Below are 24017 nucleotides of genomic sequence, written 5' to 3' on the forward strand. Positions count from 1 at the left end.
TGCGACATCGGGCACGAGCCGAACCGGCAAGACCTCGCGTCGGAGCCTCGCCAAGCCTCCCCCTGGTGCGTAGGGGGTCTGCTGCCGAGCCGTGACGCGAGGAAGGCGGCCCGCGTGCGCCCCAACCGCATCCGCCAGCGCCGACGCGTCGTCCTGGCCCTGACCAGCAAGCCACAGCCGCAGGAACGGATGGCCGAGCGGACGAACCGGGCGATCACCGGTACCCGCCCCAATCGGCAACGAAGGGCCAATCGCCGACCGCAGCGAGAGAGGCCGACCGACGATCGTTGCGTGGCGCACCGACCGCAGTGCGAGGGCGCCAACCGACGGTCGAGGCCGACGCACGAGCGAACGATGCCACCCGAACCGTCGCTCAATGCCGGCCACGAACGTCGACACGGTGGCGTCGTGGCCGCTCATGATGCGAACGTCTTCGACGTGAAGCCCTGGTGAGCGACCTCGATCTCCTCCATGGCAGGAATCCCATGCGCGTCGACCGCCAACTTCGGACCGACCCACCGCACGGCGAATGCCCCCGTGATCTCCCAGGAGCGCAGCCGACGACCGTCGGAAGCGATCAGCGTGATCGCAGCCGTCGATCGCTGCAGCTTGTTCTGGTTCGCCGCGAACGCCGGCCCCGAGGACCGACGAACCCAATCGAACAGTGCGTCCGAGCGACAAATCCCTCGCCGCAGCACGATATTCGGCCAATGGATCTGGCCCGGGAACTTGTGTGTGAAGCCGTTCTGTCCGCCTTCGGCGAACTCGGCGACCTCGACGGTCATCTCGAGTCCCGACACCTCAGCGAACATGCCGATCTCGGTGCCATCGACCTCAAGAAGGAAGCTGGAGGAGTCGGGAATATGCCCATCAAAGCCTGACTGCGTGGTCACGAGAGCTGTCGTACCTCCTCCCATGCTCGTGCGTTCAGCGCGGCGACCCCTTGGACGAGCCTCACACGGTCCTGATGCTCCAGATCGAGCAGATCGTCAAGATCCCAGTGCAGGTGGTACGCCAGGTAGATCACCTCTTGCCAGAGGACGTCGATCGGATAGTGCTTCATCGCCCGTTCTGCGGCACCTCCTCGATCGCTGCGCGCCGCCCACCAGCAGGTGGTCGCGGAGGCGACTCCGATCCCGCGGCAGCCGTCGGAGGCGTCGTCTCGGACGCCGTAGTCTCGGGTCGAGGACTCGTCTGCGACTCGGCTCGCTCCTGCGCGGCCAAGAGCGCCTCGATGTCCTCTTCGGAACCAAAGTTGATCACGCCGTAGAAGTCCTGCAAATACGCGAGGTCGACCGCGAAGAGGTCTTGGATCTCGTTGGGTGTCACGAGCTCGAGATCCCCAAGCCGCTCCACCACGCGCGCCAAGACCAGAATGGTCAGGCGCGGATCGTCCGGGCCGCTGATCGTGGGATCACGGAGCGGCTCGAGCTCGTCGCGAGCCGTCGCAAGGCGCATCACGCCACGGCGACGAACGACCCCTTGGTCGTCGATGTAGCCTCTCGGCAGAACAAACTCGTAGCGCGTCCGCACGGCCTACTTCTTGCGCTCGAGCTTCTCGTACTGCAAGGTGATGGTCTCGGTGGCGACGTCGTTCGCCGAGGCCTCGAGGCTGGCGAACTCGATCTTCGAGGGCCAGGCGTCGTAGAAGTTCCAGCGGGCCGTCTCCGAGAGCGCCGAATCGTAGACGACGATGGAGCCGTGGCGGCGAGGCTTGTTGCGGTTCTGGACCCCCATGCCCTTCGTGCGCAGGTCGTTGAACCACTTCCAGATGTCGTCGTCGGCGACGTTCAGCGGGGCGACGCGCTTCATGGTGAGCTCGCCGTTCCACTTCGGCTTGCTCATGACCTTGTGCTGGACGAGCTGGGCGCCCTTCGTACGCTCGTTGAAGTCGGCGACCTCGATCTCGACGCTCAGGCCGTCGATGCTCGTGACGTTGGTGACGTAGGCACCGTCGATCTCGACGAAGAAGTTCGTCGTGGTGAGCGGATCGTTCTTGATCAGGTTGAACTGGGCCATGGTGCTCCTTTCTCCTTAGCCAGCGAGCTGCTTGTGCTGGCTGATGCGGAAGACGACGAACTCGGCGGGCTTCACCGGGGCGATGCCCACCTCCACGACGAGACGACCCTCGTCGATGACGGCGGGAGGGTTGGTCTCGGCGTCGCACTTGACGTAGAACGCCTCTTCGGGCGAGGCGCCAAAGAGTGCCCCGTCTTGCCAGAGGCCGCCGAGGAAGGCGGTGAGGGTTCGGGTGATGCCCTCCCAGAGGGTGACGTCGTTCGGCTCGAACACCGCGAACTGCGTGCCGTCGAGGATGGTGGTCTCCACCATGTTGAACAGACGCCGCACGTTGATGTAGCGCCAGTCGCTGTCGGAGGAGAGGGTGCGTGCCCCCCAGATGCGGATCCCGCGCGTGCCGAAGGGGCGGATGCAGTTGATCCCGATGGGGTTCAAGAGTGCCTGCTCGTTCTTCGTGATGGAGCGCTCGACGTCCAAGCACCCGCGGATGGTGTCGTTGGCCGGGGCCTTCCACACGCCACGGGTGTCGTCGGTCCGCGACCACACCCCGGCGATGTGACCGCTCGGCGGGATGAGCACCTCGCTCTGGCCGTTGGTGCCGACGGGGTTCTCCACTCGGATCCACGGGTAGTACATGGCCGCGAAGGCCGAGTCGTACATGGCGACGTCGCTGCGCCACTCGCGCACCTGCTGGGGGGTCATGCCGGGCGGGGCGTCGAGGATCGCCATGCGGTTGCCCTGGCGCTCGCAGTGGCCGATGAGGGCGGTCTGGACGGCCTTCCACATGGCGAGGTCGATGGTGCCGTCGGGACGGGTCGCCGCCGTCACGAGGTCGGGGACGATCACCATGGTGACGTCGTCGGCGATGGTGAGGCCATTGATGCCGGTGCGGGCACTCTCGGAGCCTGCGAAGCGCTTGGGGCTCACAGGGACGGGGTGCGGGGCCGGTGCCACGAGGGGATAGGTCCCGGGACGCATCACCTCGAGCAGCGACGAGAGGTCGACGGCGTCGGCGAGGTCCACGCGCACGCGCACGGTGTGGGAGGCGGCGTTGACGACCGTGGCGACGTTGCGCTCGGAGTCGTCGAGGGTGAGGTTGGTGAACGACTCGATGGTCGTGCCGTCAGGGCCGACGATGTCGAGGTCGAAGGGAGCCGGGCCGTCGGCGTCGGCGTCCACCGTGCGCACGACTACCTGGAGCGGAGCGCCTTGTTCCAGGCTCTCGACGTGCACCGGGGAGCCGAGGGCACGATCGGCCGCAGGGAGGGAGGCCGTCGAGGGGGCGTCAGCGGGCTCGGTGTTCGGGATCCGAACGATGTAGGCGATCGTGCCACCGTTCTGGAAGAAGCCGTAGACGCTGAGCGGCAGCATGGCCCCGGGGGTGAAGCTGCCGTAGAGCTCCTCGAACTGCGTCCAGCTCGTGACGAGACGAGGGCGGGTGCCCTCGGGATCGCTCGGGTCGTCGTTCGGGGCACGCTCGGTGAAGCCCACGAAGGCCGCGATCGCGGTCGGGGCAGGCGTCAGGCTCTTCTGCGCAGAGGGCATTTCCTCCACGTAGACCCCAGGAGCGGCGTACGTCGGCACGATGGTTCCCCTTTCCCTCGCCCTCGAGCTGTCCTCGAGGAGGTTCACTCACTCCAGACACTCACTCACAGCACTCGCGAACGACACGGCACGCATGCCCGGGGGCCACCACCGCAGGCCATCTGCGAGCTCGCGTCAGAGCGACCTGGTGACGTCCGGCCCGCACCATCCGACGTCAACGAAACGCTTCGACGCCATCGGTCCGACAGGGCGTTGCCACAAGACCACTCAGCGTGGCCGATACCCTCCACACACACGTACTTGCCACGTGACGTTATCAGAGTGTGCGGGGGTGGTCAACAGGGGGTTGTGAACTGCTCCAGCATGAGTCTGTCATACACCAAGTACGTGTGTGTTAGTGATACAGTGGCGCCGTGAACCTCACCGAGTGGGCACGCCGCCAGGGTATCCACCCTCAGACCGCCTACAACCGGTTCCATGCAGGCACACTTCCGGTGCCTGCGGTGAGAGTGAAGCAGCGGACCATCCTGGCCCAGCCAGACGCTGCCACCACTACCCCGAGGGACATGGTAGGTCTCTCTGCCCGCGTCTCTTCGTATGACCAGCGAGGTGATCTCGACCGTCAGGTCGCACGGCTGACCGAGTGGGCAGCGAAGGTCGGCCTGCCGAGAGCCCGGGTGGAAGCAGAGGTCGGCTCGGGGATGAACGGGTCTCGACCCAAGCTTCGACGCCTCCTCGCTGATCCGCAGGTCACCATCATCGTCGTGGAGCACCTGACCGCCTGGCTCGCATGAATGTAGAACTCGTCGAAGCAGCACGCTCGGCCCATGGCCGCAGGCTCGTCGTGATCGACGACGGCGAGGTGGACGACGACCTGGTGCGGGACATGACCGAGGTGCTCACGAGCTTCTGCCCCAGACTCTACGGACGCAGGTCCGCTCGTAGCCGAGCAGAGAAGGCCCTGCGATGTGCTACCCAGGACATGGGGCCAAAGCCCCCTCCAAGAAGGCAATGCCATCGCGGGCGTCTCACCTGAAGGAGCAGAGCAAGCCGTGAGCAAGCGGCTTCGCGCGATCTCTCCGCCGTTCGTGGTAGCGCCACCCACAGGTGTTCGTGTGCGCACCAGGCTTCAGGTGACTGACGTCGATGCAGCGGTCCTCATGGCCCTTGGTACCTACCTCGGCTCCCTTGCATCGAATGACCTGGCTGAGCGCTGCCGCCAAGGAGAGCTCGATGCCAAGGGCAAGACTGAGTCTCGTCGTGAGCGCAAACGAGCGCTGACGGCCCTCACGTCCTCTCGGTGGGCGGGAACGATCACCAGAACGAGCGAGGATGCCTTCCAACTCGCCATGGGCAACCTCGAAGCCGAACAACGGAGCCTCCGGGCTCGGATCGCCCAGATTCGCCGTCGTCTCGCGGTGCCTGCGGGAACACGACGTGGACGTTCTTACGGGTATCCCACTCAGGCCGAGCGGTTCCAGAAGCAACGCCGTCTCCAGATCCTCGAACACCGCCTCGAGGTGGTCGAGGCCCGCCTGGAGAGCGGGCGGGTGTCCATCTGTCGTGGTGGGAAGCACCTGGCCAACGTCCATCACCACCTGGACGAAGCCGGACTGACTGACGATGCCTGGCGAGAGCGCTGGCGAGCTGAGCGCTGGTTTCTCACCGCGGACGGGGAGAAGGACAAGTACCTTGGCAACCTCACGATCCGGTGGCACCCAGATGAGCAGTGGCTCGACATCGCCCTTCCTAGGGCGCTTGCCCACCTCGCCAACCGGTCCCGAAACCGCTACCGACTCTCATGCCCGATCAGCTTCCCCTACAGAGGGGATGAGGTCGCAGCTCAGGCCGTGAATGGGGCCGTGCGCTACGACATTGTGTTCCTGCCGCAGAAGGGGCGATGGTATCTCGACGCATCCTGGAGATACCCCGACCGTCAGCCACTCACCATCGAGCAGGTCCGAGAGCATCGGGTCATGGCCGTCGATCTGAACGCCGGACACCTTGCAACCGTCCTCCTCGACCCGTCGGGCAACCCTGTCGGGCGACCGGCCACCATCCCCATTGTCCTCGACGGGCTGCCAGCCACCACCCGAGACGGCCACCTGCGTCAAGCGATCTCTGACGTACTCACCATGGCGAAGACCGGCGGTGCTCGGGCCATCGTGATCGAGAACCTGGACTTCGCCGAGTCCAGGGACATAGGTCGAGAACTGCATGGCAACCGACCATCGCGTGGCAAGCGGGGCAGACGCTTTCGCCGCCTCATCGCAGGCATCCCTACGGCGAAGTTCCGTAACCTGCTCATCCAGATGGCCGCGAACACCGGAATCACGGTTGTCGCCGTCGATCCGGCCTACACCAGTAGGTGGGGCGCCGAACACTGGCTCGGCGCCCTCCAGGAAACCTTCATCGATATCTCGGGCCACCATGCGGCGGCCCTGGTCATCGGAAGACGTGGACTTGGACAGCGAGCACGACGAAAGACGAGGTGTGACTTGACCCGAGCAGAGCATCGGGAAGAGAGAGCTACCCGCCCGGTCGTGGGGGCCACGGGTGACGGGGGACCATCACTCCTGTCCAGGCAGCGCATGAGGGGACTTGGGACCCGAGAGGCCAGAGGGCAGCCACAGACGTGGCAGAAGACCCGAAGGGCCGACCGGACCACCCCGGTTACCCAGGTGGCCCAAGACCGTTCGGGGCCACCCACGAAGCGGGACAGAGTTTCGCTGAGTGTCTAGGAACGGTGAGGAGATGTTCACGATGAACAGCCCGCACTGGCATCATCACAGCACCACGGTGGGGAGCACACTCGACGGCTTTCTCGTGACTCCACCCCCGCCTGAAGGCGGGGGCTTCGGGTGCGCTGTTCACGCACCTGCGGTTCCTACCATGGCAGGAACCTTCGCGGAAACGCCGACCGCCTTGCGACGATCGCGAACACTCGAACCTTGCTAGAGTCAGTGGTCACTGGCCACCTTGGCCGATGCTGCGGCGCGCGGCCGCAGAAGGGGGTTGGCGATGCCTTCCTGGTTTCCATGGCTTCGGCGTCGGCGGCCCGCCGCACCGCAAGTATCCGCACAGACATCCCGTCCTCAGTGGCAGCGTGTGGGCACACCCTCAACCGATGGGCGTGCCTCGCGACCGTCACCACAACAGGTGCTCGCCCTCCAACGGCAGCTCGGCAATCGCACGACGAGCATGCTTGTCGACAACTCCGGATCGGCGCCGGGTGGGAACTACAACAACACCGAGAACCAGCCTCTCTACGAGGACCTACGCCATGTGGTCGGCGAGGGGCAACAGCACGAGGCGCCGGGTGGGAACTACAACAACACCGAGAACCAGCCTCTCTACGAGGACCTACGCCATGTGGTCGGCGAGGGGCAACAGCACGAGGCGCCGGGTGGGAACTACAACAACACCCAATCGTCACCTTCGCAGTCCCGCGCACCAAGCTACGGCAATGACATCAACGAGTTGCTCGCAACAGTATCAAGCAGGCCGCCGTCGGTGGAGGCCCAAGAGAAGGCAACCTCCCTATGGGCCCTTGACGCACACCTGCGTGCCAAGCACGGCCTCGCACCAGCTTTCCCCTCGACGAAGCAGCTCGCCATGCGCGAGTTCACCACGACGAAGTACCTCACGCCGCTCGAGTCGCAGTCGAAGACCCTCGCGTTTCGCGGTGGCCTGCTCATGCGCCGTGTCGCCCCGGGCCCCGACCAGCCACCGGGTAAGTGGCAACTCGAGCCCTATGACACCACGGACATCCAGAACACGATGCATGGCAACGAGTCTGAGCGAGGCCAAGCCCTCTACGTCCTCTCCCAAGGTGGCACGCTGCTCTCGGCACCGGGCAAGGTACAGGAGACGCATCACTCCACGCTCCTCGCAGGCACTGAGGTGGCAGGGGCTGGCATGATGCGAGTCGAGAACGGCAAGATCCGCTCGATCTCCAACGCGAGCGGGCACTACCGTCCCACGGCCGACTACTTGCGCAACGTTTTCAAGGTATTCGAGCGCAACCACGTCAATCTCGACGAGATCGAAGTCGAGGAAGCCCTCAACTCCACCTGCAATCGATCTCACCTGAACGGTCATCGCCGCAACTGGGCATCGGCGACGGAATGGCTCGCCTTCCACGACGAACCGGCCGAGGACACGCAAGGTCCACCGCCACAGTCGATCGGTTACCAGTCGTCCGCACCGCCCTCAGACGAGTAGACCCGGCTACAGCTCGGGGCTGTCGCCGTCCACGGTGCGCGAGCCGAAGTTACGCGGCCAGAGACGCTCGCGTTCGTCCCGATGACGGTGAGCGCTCCGCTGCCAGAGCTCGATCCAGCTCCGTCCTTCTGGAACGAACGTACCCTTCGTCCGGCGCGCTTCCCAGAAATCCGTTGCAGCCTCGCGACCGGCAAGCGCGAGAGCATCGGCGATCCGAGCGGTGAACGCACCGGGACGCTCTCCCTCGCGCGCCGTGAGTGGTTCTCCAACGACGATGGTCGTCGAGCCCGGTCGCAGGCGGCGTTGTCCCTTGCCGAGGATCTCCCACGTGCCATCGATGAACAACGGCACGACCGGTCGTCCTGTTCGCAGCGCCACTTGTGCTGCTCCAGCCTTCGGCTCCTGTGGCAGGCCATCGGGAGTTCTCCCGCCCTCGGGGAACAGAAGGAGATTCCAGCCCTCCTCGACGAGCTGCTCGGCGAGTTCGGCTGAGCGCCGAGAGACTCGCTGCCGCTCGATGGGGATCGCACCGAGCACCAGGGCGGAGGCGAACGCCTTCGAGGGACGATCGAAGAAGTAGTCCGCTCCCGCACCCACGACGGTCCGATGCCGCACCCTCGCCGGCAGAACCGACAGCACGACCGGGGTGTCGAGGTGACTCTGGTGGTTCGCCACGAACACGACCGGCTCATCCAAGGCGTCGAGAACCTCGCCCGCAATGAGACGAGGACGCGCGATGGCTCGCACCCCAGGTAACACCACCCCATCGAGCAAGACGGCGCGAGCGACCCGCACCGAGTCCCGCCGGGCAAAGGACGTGTCGAACTCCACGCCCGTCCGCGCAGTTCGATCAAACGGAAGCTGCCCAGGCGGGCTCGGAGCTCGTACGACGAAGCGGACGGAAGCGGGCAGCTTCACCGCTGTCCCTCCGATACGTCGGCCATGACCAGCGGCGGACTGTGCAGGTGGGTGATCGATGGGTTGGGGCCGACGATCGACCGCGCCATCTCCAGAGCATCGTCGAGGGTGCTCGCCGCCTGGAAACCGAGGCGACGAGCTGTCTTCGGATCACCGCCGAGAATGATCACGCCGCCAAGGTGGTCGAGGGCATGTGCGCCCCAATACCACATGTAGAACGGGTGCACGCCGTGGTAGGCGTTCTGCGTCCGATACAAATGGATGTACCAGGGGTCCCGCGCAAAGCTCTCCTCGTACTTTGCCTCGATCACGAGGGGATCCGTCGTCTCGGAGAGCACCTGGTCATAGAAGTCGATGTAGCTCGGGTGGAACGCTGGATCGAACTCGGGCCTCGTCGGATGCGCCATGATCAAGACTCCGCCACGACGAACCAAGGGACGGCCTCGATACATGTTGAAGAGATAGCCAAGTCCTAGGCAGTAGACGAGGATGGGGTTCATGATCGAGTTCACGTTGTAGGGCCCGACGAAGGGAAGGCCCATGGTCAAGATGTCAGCCTGCCCCTCGACGGGCACGAGCTGCTGGCGATAGACCCGCTCGATGGTCTGCTCGTGCACCGCCTCGACCTCACCGGCGGCGACGCCCGTCAAACCGTAGGGCGATCGAACGCGATGGAAGATCTCCCGCGCGAGATGCGGCGGAGTGCGTCGCAAGGACTCGGCGACGGCGACGTAGCTCGCTCGATCGCGAAGGTCCCACTCCCACTCCCGTCGATTGAGGAACCGAAACGACGATGGAAAGGTGTTGGTGTTCAGCGTGGTCTCGATCTGGAAAATACGTATGCCGCTACGGGCGATGAGACGGCCCATGCGCCAGTTGGAGGAGTGCAGCTGGGAGTTGTGTCGGTCCATGAACGACCGCGAGTGCACCATCGTCGTGACGTTGTGATGATGGCGGATGGAGTCGTAGCTCGCAAGCCCAGTTGCAACACTCTTGTGGCCCCCATCCATGGAGACGAGGTTGATATTGACGTACACGAGCAAGTCGCTCTCGACCGCACGGCGATTGAGCTCGACCAGCTCTCCCTCGTCGGTATGGCCGACGACGACCATGTTGGCCTTGTCTTCGGCATCGTGCTGGGTGATCATCCCACGCGGTGCAAGCGCATCGTAGACCCGACGACCGAGGGCATGTCGAAGTTCCGACTCCGTCATACGCCGATGCAAGGCCAGAGCCGCGACGAGCTGGATATCCTCGACCCCCTTGGCGGCGGCGAGCTCGAGAACCTCCTCAATGACGAGGCTGCGGACATCGGGGGCAGCCATCTGCGGCAGCGGGAGCGACACGTCGTCGAAGGCGATCGTCAGTCGCATCCCCGGAAAGAGCAGCGCTTCGAGCGGCTCGGCATCGATCGGGTGCGCCAGCGCATCGCGAATCGCCGCACGAGCGTCTCGAACTGCCGGCAGCGGATCCGGAGGATACACCACCCGTGATCCCGCAGGGAGCCGCTCCAGCCGGAAACCCTCCCCATACCAGAACAGGGTCGGGGGCGTCGCTCGGTCTACTTCGAGTACGAAGCCAGGTCGATATGCCACTTAGCGTGCCTTCCTTTGGTGAAGATCGAAGACGACCTTGATTGCATCGGCGCGACCCCCTTCCCGAGCCTTCGCGATGGCCGTGACGTAGTCGCGCAGGCCATAGCGATGGGTCACGAGTCGTCCGAGGCCAAGGTCCGCGGCGAGACCCATCGCCAGATCGAACGTGCGTACCGGACCGGCGACTCGTCCCAAGGACTGGGCGATGTCGGGTTCGAGCACCTCGGTGCCGTAGGCGTATGCGCCGATCAGTCGCACCTCCCGGTGCCACAAGGGTGCGAGATCGAGACGTTGGGGCGACGGCATGCCCGCCACGATCACCTCGCCACCCGGTCGGACCGACTCGATCGCGAGCTGGATCGAACTGGCAGAGCCCACCGCATCGATGACGGCATCGAAACCGTCGCCGAGGAAGCGCCCTGCTCGCAGTGTTCCTCGCAGACGACGTGCCCGCTCTGGTAGCTCGCGCTCAGTCACGACACGATCCGCACCGAACGCGCTCGCGAGCTCACGTTGGAGCGGGTAGCGTGCGACGCTCGTCACGCTGGCAAAGCTCTGCAGCCGAGCGGCGACGGCCGTCGCGACAAGGCCCACGGTGCCAGCACCGATCACCGCCACATGCCCGTCACGCCGACCGACGCTCAAGACGGTATGGAGACCACACGCCAGTGGCTCGACCATCACGGCGTCCGCATCGTCGACCTCGTCAGGAACCGCGTGCAACGTGGCCTCGTGCGCCACGAACTCGCTCGCCCAACCACCCCCGGTCGAGGCACAGTAGCCGGTCTGGATGCCCGGCTCGAGATCGCCGACCGCGATCGACGCACAGCGCTGCGTTTCACCTCGTTGGCACGCGTCACACAGCGGCACGCCCCGCACGGCACACGTCAACGCCGGCTCGACGACCCACCGACCCGATCGACCCTCCGCGTCAACGACGACTTCGTGCCCCGGGATGAAGGGCAGCGAGACGAGAGGCTCGAAGTAGCGCGACGTCTCGAAGAACACCGATGCGAGGTCTGACCCACAGATCCCGGCAAGCCGGGGCCGTACGCGCACCCAGTTGGGCCCAGGAAGCTCCGGCGGGTCGACGTCAACCAACGCGAGTGGGCCGCTCTCGATCGCCCGTCGCGTCGAGGATCCAGCGAGCAGACGAGCCGCCGCGAACCGCGCTGGCCGACGTTCGACCTGCAACGCCCTCATCGACGACCTCCGATGGGCAGCATGAGCGACGGGAACCCAGAGGCACGTTCCCACTCCTCGATGAGCCAACCCCGCCGCTTGGCAAGCGCGCGCAGCTTCGCATCCGGATTCACCGCGACCGCCGTACCCGCTGCTTCGAGCATGGGCAGATCACTGGTGGAGTCTGCGTAGGCGATCGTGTCAGCGAGCGGGATCTCGTAGCGGGCCGCGAGCTGACGCACGAGGTCGGCTCGTGCCTCCCCAATGGGCAGCGTCCCGGGCACCGTACCACTTAAGCGGCCGTTCCTCTCAGGCATGTCCAGGGCGATGAGCTCGTCGAACAGCGGGCGGAACGGCTCCATCGCAAAGCGCAGCGCACCGGTGACGCCGACCGTCACATGACCGGCGGCACGATGTTGCCGCACTCTGGCGAGGCCCTCCGGGAACGTCTTGCGCAGGAGGTAGCCCGTCATGAGATCCGGAGCCAGCTTGGCAAGCTCGGCAGGATCCGCATCGCGGTAACGACGATAGAAGTACCGGAGGAAGTCGGAGCGGTCGCGGCCGTCGAGCCGCAACAGCTTCGGCGCCTCGGCGAGCAGGCTCGCGACGAGCCCGAACCGATCCACGGGGCGCAGCGCACTGGTCGCGACGAAGGCGAACGAGTCCACCACGTTCGCTGCGACCAAGGTGTTCTCGAGATCGAACACGGCCAGGCGTCGCCCGCGCAGCAGACCCTCGCGTAGGCGGTCGTCTCGGGAGCGTCGCGGACCGCGCCGGGGATTCGTGCGCGCGCGAGCGTGCTCGACCACGCTCGGCAGGTGGACGTCGAGGATGAAGTGCCGCCAATCGATGGCCGCCGGATCGACGAGCACGCCGTCGTCAGCGCTCGCGAGGGAGACGAGTTCTACGAGCCGTTCGGACCCGTACATCGCCTCGCACTCGGCGTAGGCACCGTAGAGCTCGACGTAGGAACGAGCCCGCTCGAGGGCGTCCTGCGTCTCGACGAGACCATCTTGGGCCGAGAGCATGGGACCGCGAAGCGGCAGCCGCCCCAGGAGGCCGAGCACCGCCCCGACGGCCCGCCTGGTGCGCTCGAGACGGCGTTCGACCTCCCCTCTGGCTGGGTAGGTCCACGAAGGTATCGCGATGGCTTGGCCCTTGTCGTCGTAGAGCGGGTGTTCGGCGAAGTACTGCCGGATGAGCGAGACCATCACCTCGTAACGAAGCGGGTTCCTCGTGCCCGAGGCCGCGTGGTAGTACGCCATCGCCCGGGGGGGATGAGCAGCGGCGACGAGAACCGCGCCGACGACGAAGTCCACGGGGATCACGTCGACCACCGTCTCGGCCGACCCAGGGAAATCGCGCAGCAGCCCCCGCGCGAACGAGATGATGATGGGCTCCGCCATGCGGAACCCTCGAATCCAACCCGGTCGCGGCTCGGCGTAGCTCGACTCGATGATCGAGGGGCGCACGACCGACACCGGGGTGCGCTGACGGCGCTCCTCCAGGACGCGTTCCCCGAGCGCCTTCGTCATGGCGTAGGCGTCCGGCCATCCCAGGCTCTGCGCTCGCGCCCGACCCAGTTCGACCATACGCTCATGGACCCAGTCGCGTCGAAAGCGCTCGGTGCGTTCGGCCACGATCGCGACCCCCGCAGCCCCGAGCTCCGCCAGCGCCTTGCGACGGAACGTTTCGAGCCGCTCCGGCTCGCGAGAACGATGCTCCGTCTCTCGACGCAGAGCCCTGGCAGCCTCGACCTCCGCACGCCAATCCACGTCCGGATAGTGCGGCTGCGTGCGGAGCGACGCCTCGGGTGCGTCACCCTTGCGCGAGCCGGCGACGTAGGCGGTCGAGATGGCGACGAAGTGGCCTGGCGCGAGATCGGCCTCGGCACGTGCCTGCTCGTACGCCTCGAGCACTCTCGCCGGCCCGAGCAGGTTGATCTCGACGGCAGCATCGAGTGTCGCGTCGAAGCTCACCGTCGCCGCGGAGTGGATCACGATGTCGGCTGCGCCAAGCACCGACCGTCCCGCAGGGTCGAGACCGAGACCATCACGGCCAACGTCACCCTCGACGAGCACGACCCGACGAGCAGCCATGTCCGCAAACGCATCCCGACCGAGCTCGGCTCGGAGTCGATCGAAGCAGCTGTTGCCAAGCAGCTCTCGACGGAGGCGCTCCTCGGCGCTCGTCGTACGACCGCGTCGAATCAAGACCGCAACACGAGTCTCCGGGAGCAACCGAAGAACGGACTCGACGATGGCCGTCCCGAGGAAGCCCGTCGCGCCCGTAAGGAAGATCAACCGACCCGCCAAGGACTCGCGCAACACCCCGACCTAGCCTCCTCAAGCCCCCACCGTGGGGCTCATCAAGCCTACCTTCGGGCACTCACGACGAGGACGTGCCCCGACGACGCACCGTCGCCCTGCGCTTGGGCGGGGTGTAGCGCTTCGATGCGGTTGTCGGCCGATGCGGCAACAAGGTCCCTTCTGTGGCGGCACCATCGCCAGTCTTGCCCTTGCCGCTGCGTCGTGCTTCACGAGCAGCTCGACGAGCAGCGACGACCTCGGGATTGGCCTTGAAGCCGACGAAGACGCCCCACGCGAGGATCGGGAATGCGGCGATGACGAGGTTGCCCCAACCGGCGCCGATCGCGACGAGCATCGCAAACCCACCCGCGATCCGTCGCCGGTCTCGCTGAATCATGATGGCCGTGATCGCCATCAAGACCAGCCCCTCGGCAAGAATGAACTCAGGGTTAGCGAGGATCCCGTGGCCCGTGAGCTTCACGTGGCCATCGAGGACTGGGATCCACAGCACCGTGTACACCACGGCCTCGATCAGCACGAGTGCGTAGCCGATCTGTCGTTCTCGACGAGAGAGTGGCATGGCACGGCGAAGGGCTGCGGTCACGGGACCAGTGTAGTGCTTGCTACTGCCCACACTTGGTCCCCGCGACCGCGGGCTACCGATCCGTCACCGAAGTGTGGCCCTTCCGTCGAGCGCGAGCAACCGCACCGTCACCCAGGGCTCTCACGCTGGAAGCGTCCCTGGAAGACGACAACGGGAGGTCACTGTGGACACGCATCAACCGCCAAGTCCGTATGAACCGGTCGACGAGGCTCGACTGAACCGCTTCCACTGGCGGTCGCTCTTCACCACTGGGATGGGCGTGCTCACCGACGGCTACGACCTGTCCTCGGTCGGGATCGTCTTGCCACTTGCGCTGGCAAGCTTCCATCAGCACTCACTGACCGGTGTCGAGAGCTCGCTGCTCGCCGGGTCAGCACTCGTCGGATCTGCCGTTGGCGCGCTCGCCTTCGGCTTCGCCGCGAACCGGGGCCGCAAGCGCTTCTATGGTCTCGACGTCACGATCATGGCCCTCGCAGCGCTCGCTCAGGCCTTCGCACCCTCGATCACCTGGCTCATCGCGATCCGGTTCATCCTCGGCATCGGCGTCGGAGCCGACTACGTCCTCAGTCCGATGATCCTCGGTGAGCACGCCAATCGCCGAGATCGCGGCAAGATCATGGCGCTGGGCTTCGGCCTTACCTGGACCGTCGGCGCGGTGATCGCAAGCATGCTCTACCTCATCCTCGAGGGAGCGGGCGTCGCGCCTGATCTCGTCTGGCGGATCGTGCTCGCGGCCGGCGCACTACCGGCGGCATCCGTGATCTACCTGCGACGACGCCTTCCCGAAACGCCGCGCTTTCTCCTGGCCATCCGCCGCGACCCCACCGCCTATGCAGCCGTCGCACGCGAAGCCAGCGGCGATCGCGTCGCACCGCCCACGCGCCTCGGCCTGAACGAGGACCTCAAGTCATTCTTCGCACGTCGTTGGCCCGCCGTCCTCGCAGCCTGCTCACTCTGGTTCTTGTTCGACATCGTCGCCTACAGCGGCATCCTCTTCGGGCCCTCGTTGATCGCGAAGGGGATCGGCCTGACGCCCGGAACGTTCAACTTGGCCATGGAGCTCGTCGCGACGATCCCCGGCGCCATCGTCGGGCTCAGCCTCGTCGATCGGGTCGGTCGTCGCTGGATGCAGGCGCTCGGCTTCGCCGGCATGGCAGCCTTCCTCGTCATGTTCGCCGCAGCGCACGCTGCGATCGCCGCAGCACCGCTTGTCGGCGCATTGGTGTACGGAGGCGTCAACTTCTCCCAGCAAGCAGGTCCAGGATCGATCTCGGCTTCGGGGCTTCTCGGCGTCGAACTCTCCTCGACACGAGCACGCGGACTCGTCCAAGCGCTCACCGTCGCCTCGGGTCGTCTCGGTGCCTCGCTGACGTCATTCGTCTTTCCAGCACTCTTCGCGACCTGGGGAGAAGATGCCGCACTCGTGTTCCTCGCGGGGGTCGCGATCCTAGCGCTCGCCATCACGCTGCTCGCGGTCCCCGAGACAGCGCGACGCACCCTCGAGGAGAACGCAGGCGAACTCCTTCCCGCCGGCGCAGCGGACTGATCAGACCCGCCGAGGCACGCACCGACACGCTCAGCTACCGCTCGGCCCGCCCGAGCGGTAGCTCGTGTCGCGGGGCCTCGATCGGGACAGCCCGCGAAGCGCGCTCGACCGCGCCCCACGCGCGTGCACAGCGTCACGATCGTCACCCACGTGTGCTCGTGTGTCGTAAGGCTTCGGCTTGCGCCACGCCGCGGCCCCTCCCCGACCACTCCCACCTCTTCGAGCAGGCAGAACCGGGTTGGACCCGCCCGCTACCGCGACAGGCGTCCCACGTCAGGGCTCAAGCGCCAACGGGCCACCCGATCCGACCGAGCGTGGAGCGAAGGACCCGTCGTGGCGATCGAAGCGCGGTTCCACCGGGTGTCGTCGCACCGGTGACGGCGACCGCCCACCACGATCACTCGGCGGCTCCGGGCAAGTCGAGCTCACGAAGCCGCAAACGGGTCCCTGGTCGGGTCCCTGTTCGGCTCCAACTCCAACGTCCGAGCCAGCTCCATCGCGGTCTCATCCCCGCAGAGCGACGCAACGAGCGCAACCGTCATGTCGAGACCAGCCGCAATGCCAGATGACGTCCAGCGATCACGATCCTCCACCCATCGAGCCTGGGCCTCCCAGCGGACCTGCGGCGCTTGCTCCATCACCCACGCCAACGCTCGCTTGTTCGAGGTAGCCCGGTAACCATCGAGCAAACCCGCCGCACCGAGGAGTGCAGAGCCCGTGCAGACCGAGCTGACCAACGTTGCCGCCGACGCCCACGTACGCAGCCATGCGAGGAAGTCATGATCGTCGACCAGCTCGCGAGTTCCTCTCCCGCCCGGCACGAGCACGATATCGGCGACTGGAGCATCAGCGTAGGTGGTATCGACACAGAGTCGTGGTCCTTGCGTGCTCCGTACCGGTGCGGTCGTCGGACCGACGACCGCGATCGCGAACTGGTCCGCGAGCGCGCCGAGGAGCTCCATCGGTCCACACGCATCGAGGAGCTCGAAACCATCGAACACCACCACGGCCACCTGCTGCGACATGGGATCCCCCTCGACTCGACACACTGACGTTAGGCCACGGCCGCCTCCTCGCGGACCGAAGAGAGCTCGTCGCCGACGCAAGCCTGGCACCCGAGGGCCGACGACAGGCAGATCGTGTCGGTTCACTCGACCCAGCGTGCGATGGCGTGGCCGCCTCGGCGAGGTCCATGACGCGGTGGCGGGCGACGAGCTCGCACGATGAGCTCGCGAGGAAGGTCCCGGCGACGGCGTTGTCGCAACAGGCCACGACCGTGCCCACCCATGCCAACACCCCGTCTGCCACCAGAGCGTCCACACGTTCGCGACGAGCCGTGCAACCTTAGTCCCGAGGAAGATCGCACCCGTGAGGCCACCGCGAGTCCGCCGCGCAGCTCCGATCACCTCGATCGCCAGCTCACATCGAGCATGCGCTGCTCGAGCAACCAGCCCTTCGTCCGCCTCGAGTCGGCTCAGGTGCGATTGCGAGGCGGCTCGATCCCTCGCCGCGTCGGACGTCGGTGAGGCCGGTCGATTCCGAGTCGGCGCAGATCACGCTGACGGGCATCACGTGCTCGCTATCCTCGCCCCTTGGGCGATCGCTGGCCGTCGCAGGCCTGGCGTCAGATGTCGATGGATCGTGCTGGGCATCGTCGCGGAGAGCCGATCGGCCCCGTCGTGCAAGGCCCAGCGCCCAGAGCCCACTGTCGCGCTCTCACGCCGAGTCGGGCATCGCTCGCTTCGCACGCTCCCGCTCCGTGTCGAGCTGCTTGCGCTGGCGGCAGAGGCAGATCTCCTCCTCGCGGTCGGCGGGCTCGAGCCCACCGTCCGGCCGTGCGTGATGTGCTCTGCGGACCCAGCTCCAAGAGTCTGCCCTCGCGCCGAGCCCACCGGAGGCATCGGCACTGCGCGGGGTTGGTCGAGGACCAGTGCCGCGACAAGCGCGACGGAACTGGTAGGAGCAGCGGCCCGCCGACGTCGAGCGGAACCGCTGCCCAGGAGTGGTTCGTCGTCTGTGACTCCTTCGTTCCGGGCCCAGTACGTATCAACCCGGCAGAGGAACGGCGGCGAGGCGAGTGCTCTGTGACTCGAGGCTCGCGACCGCGCTGCCTCGTGCATCAGGCACACTCCCCGTCGCTCACGCCAGTGGCGCCGAGGCCCGGTGACCACTGCCCACGCGGACGGCCCCGAGCGCGAGCCCCACGATCGCGCCGACGATCGCCACGCCGATCGCGACGATCATGGCCACATGCAGACCGCTCATGAACGCAGCGTGCGACCCGTTGGTGACGGCGGTCTGAACAAGGGCCGGTACTTGTGGAATCCGCGGTGCGAGTCCTTCCGCAATCAAGGGGCGCGCTGGTCCGAGTCGCGTTGCGACGACGCCAGGCACACCCGCTGCCTCGAGCTTGGAGATCAGTACACTGCCCACCCGATTCGAGAGCACCGAACCGAGCACCGCCGTTCCAAGGAGCCCACCGATCTGCACGGCGGTCGACTGCACACCTCCGGCCACGCCCGCTTCGGCCTCAGGCACGTTCGCGACGATGGTATCCGAGGTCGTCGGCATGACGAGGCCAATACCCAATCCGACGATGACGAACGGAAGTGCAAGGTGGACGAGATAGGAGGAGCTGACCCCGAGCGTCGTGAGCAGTGCGAGCCCAACGGCGATGGCAGCCATACCGATCCCGACCGGCACGCGCGGCCCGAACCGACCGTTCAGCGCAGCACCGAGCGGCGCCCCGACCACAAAGGAAGCGGTCAAGGGCAAAACTCGCACGCCGGCCGCTACGGGGCTGTAGCCGTGTACCTCTTGGAGATAGAGGGCGACGAAGAACACCACCCCGAAGAAGGCGAAGAACGACAAGATGACCACCACAGCGGACAGCGAGACCTGTCGGCGTCCGAACATGCCAAGTGGCACCAATGGGAAGCGAGCTCGCCCTTCAACGAACACGAAGATCACCGCGCCAACGATTGCCAACCCGAAGAAGATCCAGGTGCGACCCGCGAGCCATCCCCAGCTCTGGGCCTTGATCAGCCCGAAGACGAGGGAGAACAACGTACCGGCAAGCACGATGGTCCCCGGAGCGTCGAGTCGGTCGGGTTCTTGTTCACGTGATTCGGCGAGGACGAACAGGCCGAGGAGGATGCCAATGGCTCCGACGGGCACATTGAGGTAGAACACCGACTGCCACGAGACGTTCTGCACCAACAGCCCAGCCACGATCGGTCCGCCAGCGATCGCCAAGCCACTGGAAGCGCCCCAGATACCGATGGCCGTGTTCAGCCGCTCGACCGGGAAACTCGCACGCAAGATCGCAAGCGTGCTCGGCATGATCAGCGCACCGAAACCGCCTTGGATGGCGCGGAAGGCGATGACCCACCCAATGGACCCCGCGAGCCCCACACCTGCTGACGCGGCGGCGAAGCCCAGCATGCCCACCAAGAAGGTGGCCCGTCGACCGATCCGATCGGCGAGCTTGCCAGCCGGGATCAGCAGCACCGCAGTGGTGAGCAGGTACGCGTTCGTAACCCACTGCAGATCAGCGAGGTTGGCGTGCAGGTCTCTCGCGATGAAGGGATTCGCGATCGCCACGACGGTCGCGTCGAGACCGACCATGATCACCCCGAAGGCCACGCTGGCCAGGGCCCACCAGGGGTTCGCGCGAATCGTGCGCTTCTCTTGTGTCTCCATGAGCTTGCCTCCTCACCGGCCGTCGACCTGCGCCATTCTGGCAGCCGCTGCCAGTCTAGCAATTCTGACAGTCACTGACACTTCCAACCCGATGCTCCCGCGATGCATTCCGCCGCGCGTACACTGATGATTCCGGAGGAGCCATGACCCGCGAGCAGACGAAGGCGCGCACGGAGGCAGAGCTTGCTCGGGCAGCCGCCGAACTCTTCGCACGCCAGGGCGTTGCCCAGACAACCGTGGAGCAGATCGCCGAGCGAGCAGGCGTGTCGGAGCGAACGTTCTTTCGCTACTTCCCGACCAAGGAAGATGCAGTCCTCTCGTACATCTGGTTGAAGGCAGACGACCTGCGCAGTGCCTTCCTCGCTCGACCTGCGTCCGAGTCACTCGCCGAAGCGTTCCTGGCGTCCGTTCGAGCCACCAAGACGGACGACGAGGCCCAAGCGACCCTCGACCGCGAGCTCCTTCGCCTCCTTCGCAACACCCCGACCCTACGGGCGCGCTGGCTCGTCGCCGGATGGGAAACCGCGGCAGCCTTCACGCCGCTCGTCGCCGAGCGACTCGCCTGCGAGCCCGACGCGCTCATAGCTCGGCTCGCGACGAATGCGCTACTCGTTGCCATCCAGACAGCGCTGGACGTGGTCGGAGAGCATGGCGCAGATTTTCTCGAGGTGCTCACGGACGCCATCGGCCGGCTCGCCGATGGAGCGGGACTCGCTACGAGACCGCTCGAGCGCCCATCAGACTCGCAACGATCTGGCTGAAGTGGCGAGCTGCGATCGCCGCACCGCTCTCGACGAGGAACGCCACCTCGGGATCGCGCAGGCGGTAGCGCCGCTGACGACCATCGCGCTCCGTCGAGAGCAACCCGGCGTCGACCAGACACGACAGGTGCACCGACGTTCGCCCCTGCGACAGTCCAGTGATCTGTCGACACTCCAGCGAGGTCAACTCGCCCCGTTCCAACAGGGTTCGCACCAGCCGCACCCGCGTCGGATCTGCGAGCGCCGCAAACAAACGTGCCAGCACGGCGTCGACGTCGGCATCCGGACGCTCGTCCAGTGCGACGCCACCTGTGAGCGCTATCTCCCTCATGACACACCCATCCCCACCAGTCGATCGAGCATCTCTGCGAGGACCTCCGGCTCCGTCGCCACGTTCACACGCATCCAGTCCGAACGTCCCTGGAGATCGAAGGTCTCACCCGCTGAGACGACGACGCCAGCGCGACGGGCCCACGCAGCCGCACTCTCTGCCCCAAGACCGAGCACCTGCACCCAGAGCAGGTAGGTGCCGGCGGGAACGGACGTGCGCATCCGACCGGTGCGAACGAGTGCCTCCGCAGCTGTCTCGAGGTTGTCCTGGATGCGGTCAAGGGTGGACTCCAACCACTCGCCGCCCTGCTCCCATGCGACGGCGGCAGCGAGCAGCCCCAGCGACGTCGGCGAACTGCGAAAGTGTGCATCGACCTCACCGAGCATCTGCGCAACGCGTGTCGAGCCGGCCTCCACGTGAGCCGCCTTGAGGCCTGCGATGTTGAACGTCTTCGTTGCCGCGGACAGACCGACTGACCGCTCGGTTGCGGCATGATCCAGCGAGAGCCAGGGCACGTGGCGCACGCCCGTGCGCACGATATCCTGATGGATCTCGTCGGCGATCACGACCACGTGATGTCGCTCGACGACGTCGGCGATGGCGGTGAGTTCCTCGCGTGTCGCCACCCGTCCCGTCGGATTGTGCGGGTTGCAGAGGATCAGTGCCTTCGCCCCCGACGCGATCAAGGTCCGCTCGAGGCGCTCTGGGTCGAGTCGATAGTCATCCTCTTCGCGAAGCGGAACCGTCACGACGCGACGCCCGAGCGACACCGGCGTCGAGAGGAATGGGGGGGTACGACGGCGTCGGCACCACCACGCCACTCCCGGGCTCCGTGAGTGTCCAGAGTGCCAAGGCGAGGCCGCCCAGGACGTCGCCGACCAGGAGCACGTCCCGTGGCTCGTAGCCGGTGCGCGCCTTGGACCAGCGTGCCAGTGCCGATCGATACCGCTCGTCGAGGGCTCCCGAGGCGTAGCCGACGTCGCCACGCGTCACCGCATCCGCCACCGTTCGCCGCACGACCTCCGGAGGGAGCAAGTCCATGTCCGCGACCCACGCCGGTAGGAGCGGCGAGGGTGCCAGCTCCCACTTCACGCTCAGGGGACGACGGGCACGGAGCGCGTCGATGACTCGCCCTCGCGCCGCCCCGGTATCGATCGGACGACCATTCGAGCCGTCCTGAGGGAGATCGAACTGCTGGTGAGCCACAGCATCATGCTACGCATCGACGATCCGCCCGCGAGAGTGGCAGGTCCCCCAAAGGGATGATGCGAATGTGCTATCCGGATGCGCGGGACTGCAGCGCAGCTCGAATCCGCGCATCGGCGAGCTCGCGCCATGCCGTCGAGGGTTCGACCCGCGGCACATGCGCGCGCTCGAGCAGCCAAGCGGCGAGGTATGGATTGCGTGCAAGGACCGGGCCATGCAGGTAGGTGCCGACCACGCTGCCTGCGACGACCCCGTCCACGCCCCCAACGCCGTTCCCGACACCGACGAGCACCCGACCGAGCGGGACGGCATCACCTTCGAGCGTGGTGACGCCGCGGTGGTTCTCGAAGCCTGTCAGATAGGCCCCGACCGAGATCACGGGACTCGTCAGAACCTCGCCGACCGCACGGCGCTCGCCGCTCGCCGACCGAACCGGCAAGAGCCCGAGTCCTTCGTGCTCCGCTCCCTCCGCGGCAAACGAGCGTCCTAGGAGCTGCAGGCCTGCGCACACCGCGAGAACCGGGCGCCCCTCCTCGACGACGGCACGCAGCGTGCCATCGCGCGCAAGCAGCCGAGCGGCCAGCACCTGCGGGCCGTCCTCACCGCCGCCCAAGAGGTAGAAGGCGCCATCATGTGGCAAGGGACGATCCGATGACGCATCGACGACCTCAGCCTCGTGACCAGCTCGGCGAACAGCAGCGGCCAACACCAACGCGTTGCCACGGTCTCCATAGGTCCCGAGCAGGTCGGGGTAGACGACGACGATGCGCACCATCATGGCACGGCCCTCGCCGAAGCACTCGCAGCCAAGGTGGTATCGCGGAGCGCACCGAGCGCACGCAGCGACGCATTGGCCTCCCAAAACGCTGTGTAGTTGCCGACGAAGGCGATGGGCTTGGAAGCGTCGGCACGGCGAAGCGCCTCACGGAGCGAGGAGGCCTGCCAAGGCTCGTGCCCGGCCACCTCCAGACGCAAGGCGAGATCTTCGACCCGTCGCCCACACACGATGACGCGTCGGGGCGCGATTCGCTCCCAGGGCGCATCCCAAATCCACGAGGTGTCACGACCATCGGCGATCTCGGCATTGAGTTGCGCAATCACGTCACCGTCCCAATCTGCGAGCAGCTCGACGAGAGCATCGAACCCCGCTGGATTCTTCGCGAGCATCGTCATCACACGAGGCGTACCGGGCAGCTCGAGGACCCGCCAGTACTCGAAGCGTCCCTCGACCTCGAGCCGTCGACGGCCAAGGCCGCGCAGCACGTCGGCGACCGGCCGACGTTCGAGCGCCCCGATCGCAACCGCCGCAGCCAGCGCATTGAAACGATTGAACGTCCCAGGTGGCGCCTCGGCCAGGCTGAGCATCCCCTCGGGACCATGGGCGTTCCCGTCGTCTCCGATCCACCAATCCGGATCCGGCGACGCGAGGCCGCACCCCTCGCACCACCATCGGCCGTCCTGGAACGACACGTGGCCACCACAGCGGGGACACGCGTGGGCGTCGTCGGTCCAGGTCGACGTCGGGCGAATCCAAATCTGACGTCGAAATCGCGACGCGCCGAGCACCACGATGGGGTCCAGTGCGTTCGCCACGACGAGCTCGATCGAACTCGCCGCTTCGGCGATGCGCTCGGACAGCCGGCGGACCTCGAGGGCTCGATCGAGTTGGTCGCGAGTGAGGTTGAGCCAGACGAGAAGCGAGGGCCGAAGCGCCTCCGCCACGCTCGGCACGAACGCCTCGTCGACCTCGAAGACCCCGACCGTCGCCTCTCGTCGAGCTCGAGCCAGTGCCCCAGCGATGCCGAAACTCATGTTCGCACCACGGTTGGTGACCACCGCGCCCGCGGCCATGGCTACCGCAAGCGCGGTCGTCGTCGACTTCCCATTCGTGCCCGTCACGAGGATCGAGCGGAGTTGTCGCCCCGCACGTTCGAGGATGTGCGGGTCAATCGCCAACGCCAGTCGACCACTCAACGCGCCACCAGCGCCGACTCCCAACATCCGAGACAACGCCGACGCGGCCTGCGCGGCGCCCCTCGCCGCACGCTGACGAGCACTCTCCACGGGCGTGAGGC

21 protein-coding genes and 1 pseudogene are annotated in these 24017 nt (G+C 66.3%); 5 read left to right on the forward strand and 17 right to left on the reverse strand.

All coding sequences use genetic code 11. The features are described from left to right. Positions 1-416: 416 nt before the first annotated feature. From AFER_RS07345 to AFER_RS07360, 5 genes are read right to left on the reverse strand one after another with little or no spacing between them, the layout of a single operon-like run. A complete protein-coding gene (locus AFER_RS07345; protein WP_015798827.1) occupies positions 417-893 on the reverse strand; it encodes a phage tail protein in 477 nt (158 codons plus the stop codon). Further along, a complete protein-coding gene (locus AFER_RS12380) occupies positions 890-1063 on the reverse strand; it encodes a DUF6760 family protein (protein WP_015798828.1) in 174 nt (57 codons plus the stop codon). The genes AFER_RS07345 and AFER_RS12380 overlap by 4 nt, the downstream gene beginning before the upstream one ends. Next, positions 1060-1533, reverse strand: coding sequence for a hypothetical protein (locus tag AFER_RS12510; RefSeq protein ID WP_015798829.1), 474 nt, complete (start codon positions 1531-1533; stop codon positions 1060-1062). Before AFER_RS12510 ends, AFER_RS12380 begins: the two co-directional genes overlap by 4 nt. Positions 1534-1536: 3 nt before the next feature. Next, positions 1537-2019, reverse strand: coding sequence for a phage tail protein (locus AFER_RS07355; RefSeq protein ID WP_015798830.1), 483 nt, complete (start codon positions 2017-2019; stop codon positions 1537-1539). A 15-nt stretch (positions 2020-2034) separates the two neighbouring features. Beyond that, positions 2035-3603 carry a phage tail sheath family protein gene (locus tag AFER_RS07360; protein WP_015798831.1) on the reverse strand — a complete coding sequence of 523 codons (1569 nt, stop codon included), beginning with the start codon at positions 3601-3603 and terminating at the stop codon, positions 2035-2037. A 374-nt stretch (positions 3604-3977) separates the two neighbouring features. On the opposite strand from AFER_RS07360, the pseudogene AFER_RS07365 reads away from it, so the two are divergent. The 3 genes and pseudogenes from AFER_RS07365 to AFER_RS07375 all read left to right on the forward strand — a co-directional run bounded on the left by AFER_RS07365 (position 3978) and on the right by AFER_RS07375 (position 7788). After that, a pseudogene (locus tag AFER_RS07365) lies at positions 3978-4600 on the forward strand (IS607 family transposase). Between the two features lie 97 nt (positions 4601-4697). Then, complete coding sequence (locus tag AFER_RS12385) at positions 4698-6305, forward strand: hypothetical protein (RefSeq protein WP_171788968.1); 1608 nt, start codon at positions 4698-4700, stop codon at positions 6303-6305. Between the two features lie 460 nt (positions 6306-6765). Continuing rightward, positions 6766-7788 carry an IQM protein middle domain-containing protein gene (locus AFER_RS07375; RefSeq protein WP_143711982.1) on the forward strand — a complete coding sequence of 341 codons (1023 nt, stop codon included), beginning with the start codon at positions 6766-6768 and terminating at the stop codon, positions 7786-7788. Between the two features lie 6 nt (positions 7789-7794). Here AFER_RS07375 and AFER_RS07380 read toward each other — a convergent pair whose 3' ends face one another. The 5 genes from AFER_RS07380 to AFER_RS07400 form a co-directional block, all read right to left on the reverse strand. Then, on the reverse strand, positions 7795-8619 hold the full coding sequence (locus tag AFER_RS07380; RefSeq protein WP_171788969.1) for a lysophospholipid acyltransferase family protein: 825 nt from the start codon (positions 8617-8619) through the stop codon (positions 7795-7797). A gap of 83 nt (positions 8620-8702) precedes the next feature. Next, on the reverse strand, positions 8703-10301 hold the full coding sequence (larAH, locus tag AFER_RS07385; RefSeq protein WP_015798837.1) for an NPN-dependent hydroxyacid isomerase, LarAH14/15/16 family: 1599 nt from the start codon (positions 10299-10301) through the stop codon (positions 8703-8705). Continuing rightward, positions 10302-11504, reverse strand: coding sequence for a zinc-dependent alcohol dehydrogenase (locus AFER_RS07390; protein WP_015798838.1), 1203 nt, complete (start codon positions 11502-11504; stop codon positions 10302-10304). Beyond that, positions 11501-13813, reverse strand: coding sequence for an SDR family oxidoreductase (locus AFER_RS07395; RefSeq protein ID WP_015798839.1), 2313 nt, complete (start codon positions 13811-13813; stop codon positions 11501-11503). Before AFER_RS07395 ends, AFER_RS07390 begins: the two co-directional genes overlap by 4 nt. 58 nt (positions 13814-13871) lie before the next feature. After that, positions 13872-14396: a hypothetical protein gene (locus AFER_RS07400; protein WP_041661767.1), complete on the reverse strand. Its 525-nt coding sequence runs from the start codon at positions 14394-14396 to the stop codon at positions 13872-13874. Between the two features lie 163 nt (positions 14397-14559). Here AFER_RS07400 and AFER_RS07405 point away from each other — a divergent pair, with 163 nt between their 5' ends. Next, positions 14560-15942 carry an MFS transporter gene (locus tag AFER_RS07405; protein ID WP_015798841.1) on the forward strand — a complete coding sequence of 461 codons (1383 nt, stop codon included), beginning with the start codon at positions 14560-14562 and terminating at the stop codon, positions 15940-15942. 425 nt (positions 15943-16367) lie between these two features. Here the strand turns inward: AFER_RS07405 and AFER_RS07410 are convergent, their stop codons facing one another. Then, on the reverse strand, positions 16368-16967 hold the full coding sequence (locus AFER_RS07410; protein ID WP_015798842.1) for a DJ-1/PfpI family protein: 600 nt from the start codon (positions 16965-16967) through the stop codon (positions 16368-16370). A gap of 1114 nt (positions 16968-18081) precedes the next feature. Beyond that, positions 18082-19644, reverse strand: coding sequence for an MFS transporter (locus tag AFER_RS07420; protein WP_015798844.1), 1563 nt, complete (start codon positions 19642-19644; stop codon positions 18082-18084). Between the two features lie 143 nt (positions 19645-19787). On the opposite strand from AFER_RS07420, the gene AFER_RS07425 reads away from it, so the two are divergent. Beyond that, the gene (locus AFER_RS07425; protein WP_015798845.1) at positions 19788-20405 is read left to right on the forward strand and encodes a TetR family transcriptional regulator; all 618 of its coding nucleotides are present in this window, start codon (positions 19788-19790) and stop codon (positions 20403-20405) included. Here the strand turns inward: AFER_RS07425 and AFER_RS07430 are convergent. The 5 genes from AFER_RS07430 to AFER_RS07450 form a co-directional block, all read right to left on the reverse strand. Further along, positions 20359-20736 (reverse strand): ArsR/SmtB family transcription factor, encoded by a 378-nt coding sequence (locus AFER_RS07430; protein WP_015798846.1) that lies wholly within the window; start codon positions 20734-20736, stop codon positions 20359-20361. The genes AFER_RS07425 and AFER_RS07430 overlap by 47 nt on opposite strands. Continuing rightward, entirely contained in the window at positions 20733-21485 is a 753-nt protein-coding gene (locus tag AFER_RS07435) for an aminotransferase class I/II-fold pyridoxal phosphate-dependent enzyme (protein WP_171788970.1), read from the reverse strand. The genes AFER_RS07430 and AFER_RS07435 overlap by 4 nt, the downstream gene beginning before the upstream one ends. Then, the gene (locus tag AFER_RS12390) at positions 21457-21942 is read right to left on the reverse strand and encodes an aminotransferase class I/II-fold pyridoxal phosphate-dependent enzyme (protein WP_041661770.1); all 486 of its coding nucleotides are present in this window, start codon (positions 21940-21942) and stop codon (positions 21457-21459) included. The genes AFER_RS07435 and AFER_RS12390 overlap by 29 nt, the downstream gene beginning before the upstream one ends. Before the next feature lie 70 nt (positions 21943-22012). Beyond that, positions 22013-22720 carry a glutamine amidotransferase gene (locus tag AFER_RS07445; RefSeq protein ID WP_015798847.1) on the reverse strand — a complete coding sequence of 236 codons (708 nt, stop codon included), beginning with the start codon at positions 22718-22720 and terminating at the stop codon, positions 22013-22015. After that, positions 22717-24006 carry a Mur ligase family protein gene (locus tag AFER_RS07450; RefSeq protein WP_049755404.1) on the reverse strand — a complete coding sequence of 430 codons (1290 nt, stop codon included), beginning with the start codon at positions 24004-24006 and terminating at the stop codon, positions 22717-22719. The genes AFER_RS07445 and AFER_RS07450 overlap by 4 nt, the downstream gene beginning before the upstream one ends. Positions 24007-24017 lie beyond the last annotated feature (11 nt).

Origin of the sequence: Acidimicrobium ferrooxidans DSM 10331 (assembly GCF_000023265.1) — a bacterium.
GTDB classification, from domain to species: domain Bacteria; phylum Actinomycetota; class Acidimicrobiia; order Acidimicrobiales; family Acidimicrobiaceae; genus Acidimicrobium; species Acidimicrobium ferrooxidans.